The 14785-nt window shown below is 64.9% G+C and carries 15 protein-coding genes; all 15 read right to left on the reverse strand.

Features of this window, described 5'->3' with window-relative positions; all coding sequences use genetic code 11:
- Window positions 1-26: 26 nt before the first annotated feature.
- Window positions 27-248 (reverse strand): DUF2274 domain-containing protein, encoded by a 222-nt coding sequence (locus H151_RS0105150; protein ID WP_019960576.1) that lies wholly within the window; start codon window positions 246-248, stop codon window positions 27-29.
- Window positions 245-1459, reverse strand: coding sequence for a TrbI/VirB10 family protein (locus H151_RS0105155; RefSeq protein ID WP_019960577.1), 1215 nt, complete (start codon window positions 1457-1459; stop codon window positions 245-247). Before H151_RS0105155 ends, H151_RS0105150 begins: the two co-directional genes overlap by 4 nt.
- Complete coding sequence (trbG, locus tag H151_RS0105160) at window positions 1456-2439, reverse strand: P-type conjugative transfer protein TrbG (protein ID WP_051088942.1); 984 nt, start codon at window positions 2437-2439, stop codon at window positions 1456-1458. The genes H151_RS0105155 and trbG overlap by 4 nt, the downstream gene beginning before the upstream one ends.
- Entirely contained in the window at window positions 2436-3125 is a 690-nt protein-coding gene (gene trbF, locus H151_RS0105165) for a conjugal transfer protein TrbF (RefSeq protein ID WP_019960579.1), read from the reverse strand. The genes trbG and trbF overlap by 4 nt, the downstream gene beginning before the upstream one ends.
- The gene (gene trbL, locus H151_RS0105170; protein ID WP_019960580.1) at window positions 3122-4417 is read right to left on the reverse strand and encodes a P-type conjugative transfer protein TrbL; all 1296 of its coding nucleotides are present in this window, start codon (window positions 4415-4417) and stop codon (window positions 3122-3124) included. Before trbL ends, trbF begins: the two co-directional genes overlap by 4 nt.
- 3 nt (window positions 4418-4420) lie before the next feature.
- Window positions 4421-4705 carry a putative entry exclusion protein TrbK-alt gene (gene trbK-alt / locus H151_RS0105175; protein WP_019960581.1) on the reverse strand — a complete coding sequence of 95 codons (285 nt, stop codon included), beginning with the start codon at window positions 4703-4705 and terminating at the stop codon, window positions 4421-4423.
- A gap of 2 nt (window positions 4706-4707) precedes the next feature.
- A complete protein-coding gene (gene trbJ, locus H151_RS0105180) occupies window positions 4708-5478 on the reverse strand; it encodes a P-type conjugative transfer protein TrbJ (protein WP_019960582.1) in 771 nt (256 codons plus the stop codon).
- Window positions 5478-7931 carry a conjugal transfer protein TrbE gene (trbE, locus tag H151_RS0105185; RefSeq protein WP_019960583.1) on the reverse strand — a complete coding sequence of 818 codons (2454 nt, stop codon included), beginning with the start codon at window positions 7929-7931 and terminating at the stop codon, window positions 5478-5480. Before trbE ends, trbJ begins: the two co-directional genes overlap by 1 nt.
- Before the next feature lie 4 nt (window positions 7932-7935).
- Window positions 7936-8205 carry a VirB3 family type IV secretion system protein gene (locus tag H151_RS0105190; protein WP_019960584.1) on the reverse strand — a complete coding sequence of 90 codons (270 nt, stop codon included), beginning with the start codon at window positions 8203-8205 and terminating at the stop codon, window positions 7936-7938.
- Window positions 8205-8498 (reverse strand): TrbC/VirB2 family protein, encoded by a 294-nt coding sequence (locus H151_RS0105195; RefSeq protein ID WP_233354529.1) that lies wholly within the window; start codon window positions 8496-8498, stop codon window positions 8205-8207. Before H151_RS0105195 ends, H151_RS0105190 begins: the two co-directional genes overlap by 1 nt.
- A gap of 35 nt (window positions 8499-8533) precedes the next feature.
- Window positions 8534-9517: a P-type conjugative transfer ATPase TrbB gene (gene trbB / locus H151_RS0105200; RefSeq protein WP_019960586.1), complete on the reverse strand. Its 984-nt coding sequence runs from the start codon at window positions 9515-9517 to the stop codon at window positions 8534-8536.
- A gap of 158 nt (window positions 9518-9675) precedes the next feature.
- Window positions 9676-10101 (reverse strand): ribbon-helix-helix domain-containing protein, encoded by a 426-nt coding sequence (locus tag H151_RS0105205; RefSeq protein ID WP_019960587.1) that lies wholly within the window; start codon window positions 10099-10101, stop codon window positions 9676-9678.
- Between the two features lie 11 nt (window positions 10102-10112).
- Window positions 10113-12119, reverse strand: coding sequence for a conjugal transfer protein TraG (locus tag H151_RS0105210; RefSeq protein WP_019960588.1), 2007 nt, complete (start codon window positions 12117-12119; stop codon window positions 10113-10115).
- 23 nt (window positions 12120-12142) lie between these two features.
- Window positions 12143-13897: a relaxase/mobilization nuclease domain-containing protein gene (locus H151_RS0105215; protein WP_019960589.1), complete on the reverse strand. Its 1755-nt coding sequence runs from the start codon at window positions 13895-13897 to the stop codon at window positions 12143-12145.
- 250 nt (window positions 13898-14147) lie between these two features.
- Window positions 14148-14783, reverse strand: coding sequence for a lytic transglycosylase domain-containing protein (locus H151_RS17310; RefSeq protein ID WP_083918428.1), 636 nt, complete (start codon window positions 14781-14783; stop codon window positions 14148-14150).
- Window positions 14784-14785: the final 2 nt, after the last annotated feature.

Genomic DNA, 14785 nt, shown 5'->3' on the forward strand with positions numbered 1-14785 from the left:
GATAAAATATTGCGCGAGAGAGTGTACTATGAAGCGGTTCGACGTGCCTTGGCAAACCCGCGATCGGTCGCCATGAACCGCTCGATCATCGGTACGATAAGTTTCACCGGTTCCTTCACTTGCTGTCCGGTCTCACGCCCCAGGACTTCGGCGTAAGCGATGAGATCACGATGGACGGATGCAGGCAGTTCGACGGTCACCTTTAGCGGTTTGTCATCGGCGAGCGGGCCGAGTTTCAGCTTGGTCATTGATAGCCTCTTTGCGGTTCGAGGATGAGATCGCGGGTTACGACGACGCGGACGGGGAAGCCGGGCCGGATGGTCAGCGTCGGCGGCACGGCGAGTTGACGGCGGACGATCTCGTCACCGGCGCGGCCGACAGTATCCTGTGTGCCTTCGCGGATGGCGCGGGCGATACCGCTGTCATTATCAGCACCCAATTCCGCACCGATATTGAGGATCGTTGCGAGGCCGGCGGCAAGGAACAATCTGCCCCAGTGGTGATCGACACGATCCTCGAGCCCAGCATAACCGGCTGTATCGGCACCCGGCTGGCGCTCGAGAACGATGGAGCGGCCGTTTGGAAGGATCAATCGCGTCCAGACCAGCAGCGCCCGCCGCTGTCCGAAGGCGACACGGCTGTCATATTCGCCGAGGAGACGCGAGCCCTGCGGGATCAAGAGATAGCGTCCGCTTGGACTGTCATAGACGTGGGAGGTGACCTGGGCGGTGACCTGCCCGGGCAGGTCTGAACGCAAGCCCGTGATGAGTGCCGCCGGGATCACGGTGCCGGCCTGGATGACATAGGGGCTCGGCGGACTTGTCAGACGGTCAGTGCTAGTCGTACGCTGATCGATGTCGCGCCCCAAGAACGCTTCGTGCCTATCGGTCGCGTCGTTCGGCGCCGTTTCGGCCGAGACGGGAAAAAGGTTTCCGTTGCTCGTTGGCGCTGTTGCACTCGGCGGACGGGTGTCACCGCGCACGACTGTGTTCGCCTCGGCGAAGAGTTGGCTGAGGCGGGCCGCCTCCTGCTCCTGAAGCCGCCGCTGCTCTTCGGGATCAACCGCTGGGCCACTGGCGGTCACCGCAGGTACGGGCTGACCACGTTCGCGGGCGCTCAGAATCGGGCGGCCGAGTTCGCCGGGCAGCGGCGGTCCGAGTTGCGGGATACTGCCATAGTCGCGCGGAAGACGGGTCAGCCCTTCGGCCTCCTGGACACGCTCAGTCGAGAACAGTTCGTCCGGTCCGTCGATTGCTCCGCGGTCCTGCAGCGCGAAGATGAGGATCGCGGCGAGCCCCAGCCCGCCACCGGTGGTGAGAACGGTGATGGCCTTGCGGGACAGGCGCATGACGCGGGGCGGATCGGCGCGTAGCCGGAGCTCTTCGGCGATGTCGCTTTCAGAACGCGGCTTCTCCGTCTGACCATGCCTGACCCGGCCTTGTTGGGGTTCATCTGTCATTTGGACTCTCCGTTTTGGCGCCGAGGCGCAATCGGCCCGCGCCGCACACCATCGGCGCGGACGATGCGCACCGTCTGCTGGTTCCTGCCGCCGAGGCGCAGTTCGGCCGCTGCGAACAGCCGGTCGACGATGAGCACGTTGCGGTGGACGCGGGTGTTGGCGATCTCAGTCCCGCCATCGGCGCCTATGACGAAGAGCGGCGGCATGTCGCCCTGCACGATCCCGCGTGGGAAGGCGATGTAGACCCGGCGTCCATCATCGAACACGGATCTTGGCCGCCAGGGTGGCCGGTCGCCCTCGATGGCGTATCGATAACGCCGCTGGGCGTTCGAGGGGATTTCGGGCCGGGTCACCGCCGGTGGCCAGGTCACACCTGCGACGCGCGGATAGGCCCAGGCAACGGATGGCATGTAGGTTTCCTCGTCCGAACGCAGCTCGACGAGATAGGTGCGCCGGTCGGTGTTGATGACGAGATTGGTGGTGATCTCGGGCCGGGTCGGCTTGACCAGGATATGGACGCGCTCGGTGCGCCCGCTGCCGCTGCGGGTGTCGCCGATGATCCAGCGGGCGGTATCGCCGGCGGCGATCGGTCCCTCGCCGATCAGCCGTTCGCCGGGCTCCAGAGCGATGTCGGTGATCTGTCCCGGGGCGGCGTAGACCTGATAGAGCGCGCCCTCGCTCCACGGGAAGATTTGGATGGCGTTGAAGTAGCCCTCGCGGCGCGGTTCGACGCGGGCTGCGGCGTTAGCGTTGACGACACGCGCTTCGGGCGTCCGTGCATTCTCGCCGCCGCGTGAGGGCGTCCAGGCCGGCGGCGTATGGACCGGTCGCGGCGGTTGTTCCACGACCGGAGGTGGCGGTGCAGGCAGCGATGGTACGTCCTCGTCGTAGGTGATCTCGGGAGGCCGGAAGGTGGCGCAGCCCGCGAGAGATAGGCCCATGAGAACGGCAAGCGGTAGGTTCAGGGTTCTGGGGTTCATTCCGGCATCTCCCGCGACCAGTTGATGGCATGAACGAAGACGCCGAGGGGGTTCTTCCTGAGCCGTTCCGCTGTGCGGGGCGGCTGGAGGGCCACGGTCAGGATCGCAGTCCAGCGTTCAGTTGCCGCGAGTTGACCGTTGGCATAGCGCCGTTCGATCCAGGCAACGCGGAAACTGTTTTCCGATGCTCGAATTACGCTGGAGATTTCGACGGCGACCTGGGTTTCACCGACTCTGGCGAACGGATCATTGACGCGGGCATAGTCATTAAGCGCGAGCGCACCGCGATCGGTGGTGAAGTCGTAAGCCCTGAGCCAGTTCTCGCGCAGCACGATCGGGTCCGCAGGCACCTGCCGGACATTCTCTACGAACCGCGCGAGGTGGAAGGCGATCTGTGGATCGGTCGGCCGGTAATCCGCGGTGGCGGGCGCGACGGCCTGCGCGGCGCCGAGACGGTCGACTTCCACGACATAGGGGACGACCGTGCCCTGCGTAGATTGCCAGACGAGCGCTGCGCCAAGCCCGCCGGTCATTAGCAGGCAACCGAAGGCCATCAGGCGCCAGTTCCTCGCCTGAACGCGGGCAGAGCCGACGCGCTCGTCCCAAACCTGGGCCGCCTTCTGGTAGGGGGTGACCGGTTCGGGCGTTTTGCCGTAGTGCACGCTGGGGCGTTTGAAGAGTCTCATGGTTTCTCCGAGAGGCTGACCGACGTCCCGCCGCCGCCATGGTCTCCGGATCGGATCACATGGGCGGTCGTGGCGACGCCGTGGTGGAGGGATTGCTGTCGCTTGAGCTTTTGCGCCCAGGCTGGCGGGCCATCATTGACAGGCGAAGAGGACGCGGTTCCGCCGGTGACCGAGCCGCCGGTCACCCCGAAGGCCGCGCGCGATCCGGTGCGATAGCTGTCCTTCATGGACTGGCTCATGCGCCGGAGCGGACTTGCGGCGGCGCTCATACCGGCCTTACCGACACTCGCCATTCCACCGGCGACGCCTGCCGCACCGCCACCTGCAGCCGTATGTCCAACCTTGTAGGCTGTAGACGCGCCGCCTGCGATCGAAGCGCCGCCGCGTGCGCCTGCACCGACTGCGGACGCGGCCATCTTGCCGCCCGCCAAACCACCGACAACCATGCCGCCGGCGGCGAGGCCGGTGCCAACTGCTGCGCCCGCACCGAGCTGCGGCCCGCCGGAGACGATGCCGTTAGCGATACCCGGACCGAAGATGCCGAGCGCGAGCAGCGAGAGTGCCGCGAGCACGATGGCCATGGCGTCCTCGATCGTCGGCTCGCCGGTAAAATCCGCCGTGAAGGTGCCGAAGATTGTCGAACCGATGCCGACGATGACGGCGAGCACCAACACCTTGACGCCGGCCGAGATGACCAGACCGAGCACGCGCTCGGCCATGAAGGCGGTCTTATTGAAGAGCCCGAAGGGGACGAGGATGAAGCCCGCAAGCGTCGCCAGCTTGAACTCGATCAGCGTGACGAAGAGCTGGATGGCGAGGATGAAGAAGGAGAGCAGCACGATCACCCAGGCGAAGAGCAAGATCGCGATCTGGATGAAATTGTCGAAGAAGGAAACGAAGCCCATGAGGTCGCCCACTGACTCAAGCAGCGGCCGTCCGGCCTCGAGCCCGACCTCGGCGATACGGCCGGGCTGCAAAAGCTCACCGGGGCTCAACGAACCGCCGGAGGCGATCAGCCCGAGCCCGGCGAAACTCTCGAAGACGATCCGGGCGAGTTGGTTCCAGTTGCCGATGATGTAGGCGAAGATCCCGACGAAGAGCGTCTTCTTGACGAGCCGCGCGATGATGTCGTCATCCGCGCCCCAGGCCCAGAAGAGCGCGGCCAGCGTCACGTCGATGGCGATGAGCGTGGTCGCGAGGAAGGCGACGTCGCCGCCGAGCAGCCCGAACCCGCTGTCGATATAGCGGGTGAAGACGTCCAGGAACCGGTCGATGACACCGACGCCTCCCATGGCCTATTCCTCTTCTCGGCCAGACCTGGAACCGCCGGGCGCGAAGAAACGCCGGCGGTTCTCGGCCCAGGCCTCGCGACAGACGGTCTCGGTCGCGACCTCCTTGACGGCCAGCGCACGGCAACGCCGGAGCGTGGCGCGCAGCGGATCGTCGGCGGATTCTGACACCGACGCGGGCGTCTGCTCCGGGGCGACTGCGTCACGGAACTCGAAGGCGGCGGCAAGCACGGCGAGGCCGCCGAGGCCGAAGGCGATGTGTCGCAGGATATGATCGGGACCGGTTGCCATGGTCAGTTGCTGAACATACGCACGGTGGTCGGACGGTAGCCGCTACCGTAGTCGAGGAAGCGGTCGAGGTTCTCGCGCGCCTGTGCTTCGGCTGAGGCCACGCGTGCGGCCTCCAGAGCCTGGGCGCGGTTCGATGCGGCGATGGCGGCGGTGAGATCCGCGATCTGGCTCGACTGCAGCGCCAGCAACTGGTTGCCCGCCTGGGCCGCCTGAAGGGCGCCAGTCGCACCCTGGCTGCGGGCGACGAGCGCCTGCATCTGCGAGCGGGCACTCTCGATGTTGCCGACGACACCAGCCTGGATGCGGAGCGCGTCCTCGAAGCCGGCGACAGAATTCTCCCAACGCTCGCGCGCATTGCCGACCATCGTGTCGAAATCGCCGGACGCGGCGGCCGTCCCGTACTGGTCAGTAAAGGCGCGTTCGATGTCGGCGACATCGTGGGCGATGCGCTGCGCCTCATTCAGGAGTTGCTGTGTGCGTTGCACCGAAGCCTGCAACTCGGCAAGCGATGAGAATGGCAGGCTGGCTAGATTGCGCGCCTGATTCATCAGCATCTGCGCTTGATTCTGGAGCTGGGTGATCTGGTTGTTGATCTGCTCCAGCGCGCGGGCGGCCTGCAGGATGTTCTGGGCGTGGTTGGTCGGATCGTAAACAATCCGGCCGAACAGGGCGTGCGCGGGTTGGGCCATCATCGGTCCGAGTGCGATCGGCGCTGCCAGCAGCGTCGCCGCCAGGAGCTGTGCGGGAAGAGAGCGCTTACGAAGCGGTTTCATTAGGTGTTCTCCTTTGTTTCGGTGGGGATTGTCGGGGTGATGGTGTCGCCGAGCAGTTCGACCGCCCAATCGAGACCGCGGCGTCTCAGCCAGGCAGTGGCGAAGCCTGCGCGGCCGTGTTCGGCCAGCGTCTCGGCTATGGCGGCCTGGTCGGATTTCGATGAGGTGGCGGTGAAGGCGAGCGCGACCTCGCCGAGCCCCAGATCGAAGAGCCGGTTGCCGCGCCGGGACTGGCAGTAATAGTCGCGCTTGGGCGTCGCCCTGGCGACGATCTCGATCTGGCGGTCGTTGAGCCCGAAACGGCGATAGATGGCGGCGATCTGCGGTTCGAAGGCGCGTTCGTTGGGCAGAAAGATGCGCGTCGGGCAGCTCTCGACGATCGCGGGTGCGATGTTCGATCCGTCGATGTCGGCGAGCGACTGGGTGGCGAAGATCACGCTCGCATTCTTCTTGCGGAGCGTTTTCAACCATTCGCGGAGCTGGCCGCCGAAGGTCTGGTCATCGAGCACCAGCCAACCCTCGTCGACGATGATGAGGCTGGGCCGTCCGTCGAGTCTGCCTTCGATACGGTGAAACAAATAGGCGAGCACGGCTGGCGTTGCGGCGGACCCGATCAGCCCCTCGGTTTCGAAAGCCTGGACATCGGCCGTGCCGAGTTCTTCTCGTTCGGAGTCGAGGAGACGGCCGAACGGACCACCGAGGCAGAACGGCGCGATCGCGCGTTTGAGTTCATTCGATTGCAGCAGCACAGACAGTCCGGTCAGGGTCCGCTCTTCGACCGGTGCGGAAGCAAGAGAGGTCAGCGCCGACCAGAGATGGTCGCGGGCGGCCGGGTCGATGGAAATGCCTTCGCGGGCGAGCAGCCCGGATAGCCAATCCTGCGCCCAGGTGCGTTCGGCCGCGTCATCTATGCGCGCGAGAGGCTGGAGCTGGACGGTGGCTTCATCCTCGGAGAGGGCGAGACCGAGATCCTCCCAGTCTCCGCCCATCGCGATCGTGGCGCAGCGGATCGAGCCGCCGAAGTCGAAGGCGAAGATCTGTGCTCCTTCGTATCGGCGGAACTGGAGGGCCATCAGGGCCAGCAGGACCGACTTGCCTGATCCGGTCGGTCCGACGATCAGTGTGTGGCCGACGTCGCCAACATGGGTGGAGAAGCGGAACGGGGTCGCGCCCTCCGTCTCGGCATAGAAAAGCGGGGGACCATCAAGATGATCGTTGCGCACTGGCCCGGCCCAGACAGCGGAGATCGGAACCATATGGGCGAGGTTGAGTGTCGAGACCGGCGGCTGGCGGACATTGGCGTAGAGGTGACCGGGCAATGAGCCGAGCCAGGCCTCGATCGCGTTGAGGGTCTCAGGGATAGCCGTGAAGTCGCGACCCTGGACGATCTTCTCCGCGGCCTTGAGTTTCGCGTCAGCGGTGCGCTCGTCCTCGTCCCAGACCGTGATCGTTGCGGTGACATAGGCGGCGCCCACCATGTCCGTCCCGAGTTCCTGCAGTGCTTCGTCGGCATCGGCCGCCTTGTTGGCGGCGTCGGAATCCAGAAGTGTCGAGGCCTCGTTGGTCATCACCTCCTTGAGGATCGCCGCGACGGACTTCCTCTTGGCGAACCATTGGCGGCGGATCCGCGTGAAGAGCTTCGTGGCGTCGGTCTTGTCGAGGCAGATCGCGCGTGTCGCCCACCGATACTCGAAGGCCTGTCCGTTCAATTCGTCGAGCAGACCGGGCCAGGTAGCGGTCGGGAAACCGACGATGGAGAGTGTCTTGATGTAGGCGTCCCCAAGCCGAGGTGCGAGGCCGCCGATGAGGGCGGTGTCCGCGAGCAGCGCATCAAGATGCATCGGCGTCTCTGGTACGCGTACGCGCTGGCGACGCGACGAGATCGTCGAATGGAGATATGTGAGCGTCTCGGCATCGGAGAGCCAGGCCGCTTCGGGCATGAAGCCGTCGAAAAGGTCGAGCAGGCGGTCGGTGCGCGAGACGAAACTTGCAAGATGCTCGCGCGGATCGATGCCGGTCTCGGCCGCGCCCTCATAGAGCCATCGCCCGGCGCGGCTCGCCTCGTCGGCGGGCGGCATCCAGACGAGCGTCAGGAAATACTGGCTCTCAAAATGGCATCCGGCCTCCTCGAACTGTGCCCTGCGCTCCGCATCCACCAGTGCCGAAACGGGATCGAGGAACTGGGACATGGGATAGGCGCGTGCCGGGACGCGCTGCGCCTCGACGAACACCGCCCAACCGGAACCGAGGCGTCTCAGCGCATTGTTGAGCCGGCCAGCGGTCGCAACCAGCTCCGCGGGTGTTGAGGAATCGAGGTCGGGACCACGGAACCGCGCCGTGCGCTGCAGGCAGCCGTCCTTGTTGAGCACGACGCCCTCGTCGATCAGTGCCGCCCAGGGCAGATAGTCTGCCAGCAAGGCCGTCTTGGAGCGATATTCGGCGAGCCGCATCATCGTCTCACACCCCCAGCCAGATCGGGTAGCGCAGGTGACGCCGCGCGACATCGACGATCTGCGCATCGCGCTTCGCGGCCCAGACGGCGAGGAGATGGCCGATCAGCCAGAAGAGGATGCCCACGAGCCACAAGCGCAGACCCAACCCGATGGCGGCGGCGAGCGTGCCGTTGGCGATGGCGACCGCGCGTGGTGCGCCGCCGAGCAGGATCGGTTCGCTCAGCGCCCGATGGACGGGCGCATAGAAGCCGGGAATGTCGTCGCCGTCGCGCATCACACCAGCGCCCCGCCACCGAAGGAGAAGAAGGAAAGGAAGAAGCTCGACGCGGCGAACGCGATGGAGAGCCCGAAGACGATCTGCACGAGGCGCCGGAATCCTCCCGACGTGTCGCCAAAGGCGAGCGTCAGGCCAGTGATGATAATGATGATGACGGCGACGATCTTGGCGACCGGTCCCTCGATCGATTCGAGGATCGATTGCAGCGGCGCTTCCCAGGGCATGCCGGACCCTGCCGCATGGGCGGGATCAGCCGCGATAACGAGGCCGAGGAAGAGAGCGCCGGCGATCTGCGGCCAGCGCGGGTGGATGGGCAATAGACGGATCACGATGTGTCTCCTTCGGAGTTGCTGAGAATAGGTTCGAGGGCGTAGTCACCTGTGGCATCGAGGCCGGTGACGCGCGCGAGTTCCGCGAGCCGGCGGTCGGGTCCTCGCCCTGAGAGCACGGCGATGATGTCGATCGTGTCGGCGACGAGCGCACGCGGGACCGTGACGACGGCCTCCTGAATCAGTTGTTCGAGGCGGCGCAGCGCACCGATCGCCGTGCCGGCGTGGATGGTGCCAATCCCGCCGGGATGGCCGGTGCCCCAGGCCTTAAGAAGATCGAGCGCTTCGGGGCCGCGCACCTCACCGATGGGGATGCGGTCGGGGCGCAATCGCAACGATGAGCGGACGAGGTCGGAGAGCGTCGCAATTCCATCCTTGGTGCGCAGCGCCACGAGGTTCGGCGTCAGGCATTGGAGTTCGCGGGTGTCCTCGATCAGCACCACGCGGTCTGAGCTCTTGGCGACTTCGGCAAGAAGCGCATTGGTCAGCGTGGTCTTGCCGGTCGATGTGCCGCCCGCGACGAGGATATTGGCGCGCATGGCGATTGCTTCGCGCAATGCTTCGGCGGCGTCCGCATCTATGGTGTTCGCGCGGACATAGTCGTCGAGGGTGAAGACGGCGACAGCGGGTTTGCGGATCGCGAAGGTGGGTGCAGCAACAACAGGTGGCAGCAGCCCCTCAAACCGCTCTCCTGTCCCGGGAAGTTCGGCCGAGACGCGAGGGGCTCCCGAATGGACCTCGGCGCCGACATGATGCGCGACCAGCCGGACGATCCGCTCGCCATCGACGGCGGAAAGCTGTTCTCCGGTATCCGCCAGTCCTTCGCTGAGCCGATCCACCCAGAGTCGTCCGTCCGGGTTGAGCATGACTTCAACGACAGTGGTATCCTCGAGCCAGGCAGTGACGTGTTGGCCGAGTGCCGTACGAAGCATGCGGGAGCCGCGCTGGATCGCTTCTGTCTGGAAAGGTTGGACGGTCATTCACGGCCCCGCATTTGGTTACGAGGCACATCAAGAAGACCTTAATTCGATCAGCGGCAACAGTGTTGAGGGCGTAGTAGGGCTGTGGCGGGCAAAGGCAGGTGAATGAGAAGACCGGTCAATTCTACAGAGCAGTCGATAGTGGCATGCCTAGTGGATCATCGCGGAGATCGGTCGATTCTCCCGATATCCTCCGAAACCTCTTTCGACAACGTGTTCCCCTTCGACAGCCGCCGGCCGAGTGTCTCGACAAAACCTTCGTAGCGTTCGCGCCCCTTGGCATGGGCGGCATCACGCATGGTGTCCGGCAGCGGTGGGGTGGTGGTTAGCCAGAACTTGACGAAGAGGGCCAGTGCCTCATTGCCGATGGACACATCCCGCTCGAGCCGCTCAATGGCACGAGTCAGTCGGTCGAGGCGGCGCACGATCGCTGCTTCATGCTGCTCAGCGGCGTCGGGCGAGAGGTAGGAGGCAAGCGCCGCCTCGACGATAGCCGATTTGGAGACCCGGCGACGCGCAGCGAGCGCGTCCAGTTCCGGCGAGAGCGCTGGATCAAAGTAGACGTTCAACCTATCCTTCCTCATTCTGGCCCCTCCTAGAGCTCGATCCCATCGTCGGGATCGAGCGCCGCCTGACGGGCGACACCGCGGAACCGTCCCTGCAGTTCCTTGGCCCGCAGCGCCTCGTCGTCAGTTTCCTCGTCGAGTGCAGCAAATTCGTGGCGCACTGGCGTCGTTTCCGGTGCGATTTCTTCGTGCTCGGGCAAATCAGGCTCGCGGCGCACACCCCCGTCACTGTCCTCGTCGCTCTGTGATTTTTTGGCCGCGGGTGCGGGGGCCTCAATTGGCGGGCGATTGGTCCAATCGTCTGTGTCATTGTCCTCGCCTGCCTCTCTCTTCGAAGATTTCGCCTCCGGTGGCGCGATGATCCGCACCTTGAACTGCGAGTCAGAGTAATAGCGCGCCTTCTTCGCCCGGATCGGCGGCACTCCGGAGACGAGCACGACCTCATCGTCCGCCGGAAGCTGCATGATCTCGCCGGGGGTGAGCAGCGGTCGGGCTGTTTCTTGCCGCGAAACCATGAGATGACCCAGCCAGGGCGACAGCCGGTGGCCGGCATAGTTCTTCATGGCCCGCATTTCGGTGGCAGTGCCGAGCGCGTCGGACACGCGCTTTGCCGTGCGCTCGTCATTGGTGGCGAACGCGACCCGGACGTGGCAATTGTCGAGGATGGCGTTGTTCTGGCCGTAGGCTTTCTCGATCTGGTTCAGCGACTGAGCGATCAGGAACGCCTTGAGGCCGTAGCCAGCCATGAAGGCGAGTTGGCTCTCGAAGAAGTCCAGTCGGCCGAGCGCCGGGAACTCGTCAAGCATGAACAAGAGCCTGTGCCTGCGGTTCGGCGCATTCAGTTCCTCTGTCAGCCTGCGGCCGACCTGATTGAGCACCAGCCTGACGAGAGGCTTGGTTCGTGAGATATCCGAGGGTGGCACGACGATGTAGAGCGTCGTCGGCCTCGCGCCCTCGACGAGATCTTGTATGAGCCAGTCACACTGACTGGTGACTTTCGCGACCACGGGGTCGCGATACAGCCCGAGGAAACTCATCGCCGTTGATAGAACTCCGGAGCGTTCGTTCTCGGATTTATTCAAGAGTTCCCGCGCGGCCTGCGCGACGACGGGATGGGGCCGGTCGCCCAGATGCGGCGTGCGCATCATGGCGGTCAGCGTCGCGGCGATCGGTCGGCGTGGATCGGACAGAAAAGCGGCGACGCCGGCGAGCGTCTTGTCGGCTTCCGCATAGAGCACGTGCAGGATCGCGCCGACGAGCAGCGAATGGCTGGTCTTCTCCCAGTGGTTCCGCCGTTCCAGCAGTCCTTCGGGGTCGACCAGGATGTCGGCGACGTTCTGGACGTCGCGCACCTCGCCATCGCCGCGCCGGACTTCCAGCAGCGGATTGTAGCGAGCCGAGTTCGGGTCGGTCGGATCGAACAGCAACACGCGCGAGTAACGCGACCGCCATCCGGCAGTGAGCTGCCAGTTCTCACCCTTGATGTCGTGCACGATGGCGGAACCTGGCCAGGTCAGGAGCGAGGGCACCACCAAACCGACGCCTTTGCCGGATCGCGTCGGCGCGAAGCAGAGCACGTGCTCTGGACCGTCGTGACGGAGATACTGGTTTTCGAATCGACCTAGCACGACACCGTCGGGTGACAGCAACCCGCTGGCGGTGACGTCCTTGCGGCCTGCCCAGCGAGCCGAGCCGTAGGTGGTAACGTCGCGCGCTTCGCGGGCGCGCAGGACCGAGAGGAAGATCGCGACACCCATCGCGGCGATCCCGCCGGAACCGGCGATGATCGCGCCCTCGACAAAGACGCGGGGCGCGTAGGCGTCGTAGAAATACCACCAGACGAAGAAATCCCAGGGCGGGTAGATCGGCCAGCCGAAGAGTTCGGTCATGGGTGCGCCAAGTTGCGGCTGGAATCCGAGCCGCCAGGCGGTCCACTGCGTGGCCGCCCAGACGAAGAGAAGCGCGACGGCGGACACGATGATGATCTGGCCCCAGAGGATCGCGGTGGCGGGTGACTGGCGAGGGTCTTGCGTCATCGTTTCGCGTTCATCCTTTTGATTCAGATCCCGAGGCCGCGACTGCGGCCGAGCGTCCAGTCCACACCGCCGCCCGGTGTCATGGTTCCGGTGACGGTCTGGCCGAGGTGCCTTTCGAGTTGGGGTTTCCAGGGTACGAGTTCGAAGCCCATGCCGTCGTCGATCATGGCGAAGCGGCCCGAGGCGAGATCGAGGCGCTGACGGTAGGTGCCAGCGACGGTCTCGCCCTCCGTCGAGACTCTGCGTGGTAGGCCGGTCTCTGCGGCAAGCTTCGTTGCGGCGGCATCGAGTTCGCGCCTGCGAAGTGTCGCCAACAGGTCGCGGGCAAACGTGATGCGCGGACCTTGCCGCGTCGCCAGGCCCTCGGCGACGAGATGATCGGCCCGCCGTCCGAGTGCATCGTGGACCTCCGCGCCGAACCCGTTCCCGCTCAAGGGCGCGCTGTCCTTCGCCAGTTGCAGACGATCGAGCCAGGTTGCGCCATCGGCATCGACCTGTGCGGCGAGCGAGAGATCGGACCGGCCAACCAGAGACAGTCGTACCGTACTGCCATCACGTGGTGTCCAACTCCGCGTCTCGACGATCCCGCCGGTGGGTGTATCGCCGGTTTGGTCCAGGTCGGGGAAGCGCAGGTGATGGACCCGCCCGTCGACGCCGTCGATGACGGCATAGGCTTCACCCGTCAGTTCATCATGGAGCCCGCGATCGGCAAGCCGTCCGAGGATCGGTTCGGCCGGAGTGCTCTCTACCGCGAAGTCCGAAAGCGATCGCGCGGAGCCGTCCGCCAGGGCGCGGTGCATGGTTTTGATGATGTCGCCCCGGTCGCCGAGTTCGCGCAGTGTGCGTTCCATGCCGGGTTTCAGTTCCCAGACGGCAGGCGTCAACCTGTCCGCAAGGCCTAGTCGTTCCAGCGTCTGTGCACGTCCCATCAATCGCTGGCGAATTTCTGGATTGGACGGTTCCGGTGCGCCGGGTCTTAGATCAACGGCGCCGCCGCTTTCATCGGCAAGCGCGCGCAGGGCGCGATCAAGCCCGGTCCAGCGCTCGGCGTCGATCTCCGCATCAAGACCTGCCGCTATCTCATGTTGGGTGCGGGGCCCCAGTTCGAGCCCGACCAGTTCCTCTGCGCGGGCGCGGAAGCCGCGGCCGATATGGTCGCGCGAGATGACGAGGTCTTTGCCGTCGTCGGTTTTGCCGCGCAAGAGGACGTGGACATGAGGGTTGTCGGTGTTCCAATGATCGACGGCGACCCAATCGAGATCGGTTCCGAGATCGCGTGTGGCCTTGTCCATGAGGTCCCGGGTAAAAGCACGGAGGTCTTCCATTGACCCTGCGTCTTCCGGCGAGACGATGAAGCGGAAGTGGTGTCGGTCGTCCTCGCAGCGTTCCGCGAAGGCGCGTTCGTCAGCGTCACCGTCGCGATCGAACATGGCGGCATCGCACCCTTCCCGGGCGACGCCGTCGCGTTTCAGATAGGAGATGTGCTTGGCGAGTGGCGCCGAACGGTAGCGTGCCCCGCGGTGGCGAACGACACGGGCCTTGACGATGACACGACGTTTGGTTCGTGAAAGGCTGCGCGCCGTTGCCGCGAACCGCCCGCGACCGAAGGTCGAGGTCGAGCCGGTGCGCCTCGCGCCATTGAACCGGTAGCCGGTGTGGCCGGCCTTTTTCGCGGCGCGCATGACCTCGCCGACGAAGCTCTGCGCCTTGCGCCCGCGCGGTCCACGGTCGCGGATACGCCCAGGTGTGATACGCAGATCGTCATCGTGGGCGCTCATACCTTTTGCCCGCTGAAAAGAAGAGTGGCACGGTAAAAGGCCTTGGATATCAAAGTGTAAGCGCCATACATGGCACTGCGCGACCCCGTGCGGCGTATAAAAAACCCAAAAACAACAACCACATAGCGCGCATCGGTGCCGCGCCTTTTATCTCGCCATCCTTTCGTTGTTGACACCTTCACCGTCTGCTCTCCCGTCAAACCCGCGAAAGAGCACGCCAGCACGCGCCATGCTGCGAAACACGCTATCATCAGTCGTCTGCCCTGTTTTGGAGCCCGACGAACAGCGGCGCTTCACGCCAGTCGGATGTATTCGGCCGTCCGTCACCTTGCGATGGCGATACGAAGGACGCGTCGATCAGCGGCGCCAGCGATGCGAGATAGGCGCGGGTTTCGCGCGGCAGAGGGCGTTCGGTAGCGAGGTGCTGAGCGTAACGTTCCGGACCGGCATTATACGCCGCGAGGAAGCCGGGCGCGCCGAACCGATCATACATGGCGCGGATATAGGCCGCGCCCGCCAGGATGTTGTCGCGCGGGTCGAACGGATCGTTACCGAGTCCGTGCTGTGTACGCAGTTCGGCCCAGGTCGCGGGCATGATCTGCATCAGGCCTATCGCGCCGGCGCGGCTAACCGCACGGTGATTGCCCGCGCTCTCGGCCTGCATGACGACGCGAATCCAGCGTTCCGGGATGCGGAAGCGCGCCGCCGCTTGTGCCACGAACATGTCGATCGAAGACAGTCGGACTGCTGCGGGTCGGTCATCCATCATACGTTGCGACGGTTCCGCAAATGCCGGAACCGGTGCGCCGTCGATGGCGATCATGAGCAGCACCATCGTCATGCGAGCGACAGAAGACTGACGGCCGGAAAGGGGAAGGATGGACATTG

Origin of the sequence: Woodsholea maritima DSM 17123 (assembly GCF_000382325.1) — a bacterium.
GTDB lineage: Bacteria > Pseudomonadota > Alphaproteobacteria > Caulobacterales > Maricaulaceae > Woodsholea > Woodsholea maritima.

Excerpts from the sequence above, each read along its gene's own strand:
- H151_RS0105150 (WP_019960576.1), bottom strand. The coding sequence starts at position 248 with ATGACCAAGCTGAAACTCGGCCCGCTCGCCGATGACAAACCGCTAAAG.
- H151_RS0105155 (WP_019960577.1), bottom strand. The coding sequence starts at position 1,459 with ATGACAGATGAACCCCAACAAGGCCGGGTCAGGCATGGTCAGACGGAG.
- trbG (WP_051088942.1), bottom strand. The coding sequence starts at position 2,439 with ATGAACCCCAGAACCCTGAACCTACCGCTTGCCGTTCTCATGGGCCTA.
- trbF (WP_019960579.1), bottom strand. The coding sequence starts at position 3,125 with ATGAGACTCTTCAAACGCCCCAGCGTGCACTACGGCAAAACGCCCGAA.
- trbL (WP_019960580.1), bottom strand. The coding sequence starts at position 4,417 with ATGGGAGGCGTCGGTGTCATCGACCGGTTCCTGGACGTCTTCACCCGC.
- trbK-alt (WP_019960581.1), bottom strand. The coding sequence starts at position 4,705 with ATGGCAACCGGTCCCGATCATATCCTGCGACACATCGCCTTCGGCCTC.
- trbJ (WP_019960582.1), bottom strand. The coding sequence starts at position 5,478 with ATGAAACCGCTTCGTAAGCGCTCTCTTCCCGCACAGCTCCTGGCGGCG.
- trbE (WP_019960583.1), bottom strand. The coding sequence starts at position 7,931 with ATGATGCGGCTCGCCGAATATCGCTCCAAGACGGCCTTGCTGGCAGAC.
- H151_RS0105190 (WP_019960584.1), bottom strand. The coding sequence starts at position 8,205 with ATGCGCGACGGCGACGACATTCCCGGCTTCTATGCGCCCGTCCATCGG.
- trbB (WP_019960586.1), bottom strand. The coding sequence starts at position 9,517 with ATGACCGTCCAACCTTTCCAGACAGAAGCGATCCAGCGCGGCTCCCGC.
- H151_RS0105205 (WP_019960587.1), bottom strand. The coding sequence starts at position 10,101 with ATGAGGAAGGATAGGTTGAACGTCTACTTTGATCCAGCGCTCTCGCCG.
- H151_RS0105210 (WP_019960588.1), bottom strand. The coding sequence starts at position 12,119 with ATGACGCAAGACCCTCGCCAGTCACCCGCCACCGCGATCCTCTGGGGC.
- H151_RS0105215 (WP_019960589.1), bottom strand. The coding sequence starts at position 13,897 with ATGAGCGCCCACGATGACGATCTGCGTATCACACCTGGGCGTATCCGC.
- H151_RS17310 (WP_083918428.1), bottom strand. The coding sequence starts at position 14,783 with ATGTCCATCCTTCCCCTTTCCGGCCGTCAGTCTTCTGTCGCTCGCATG.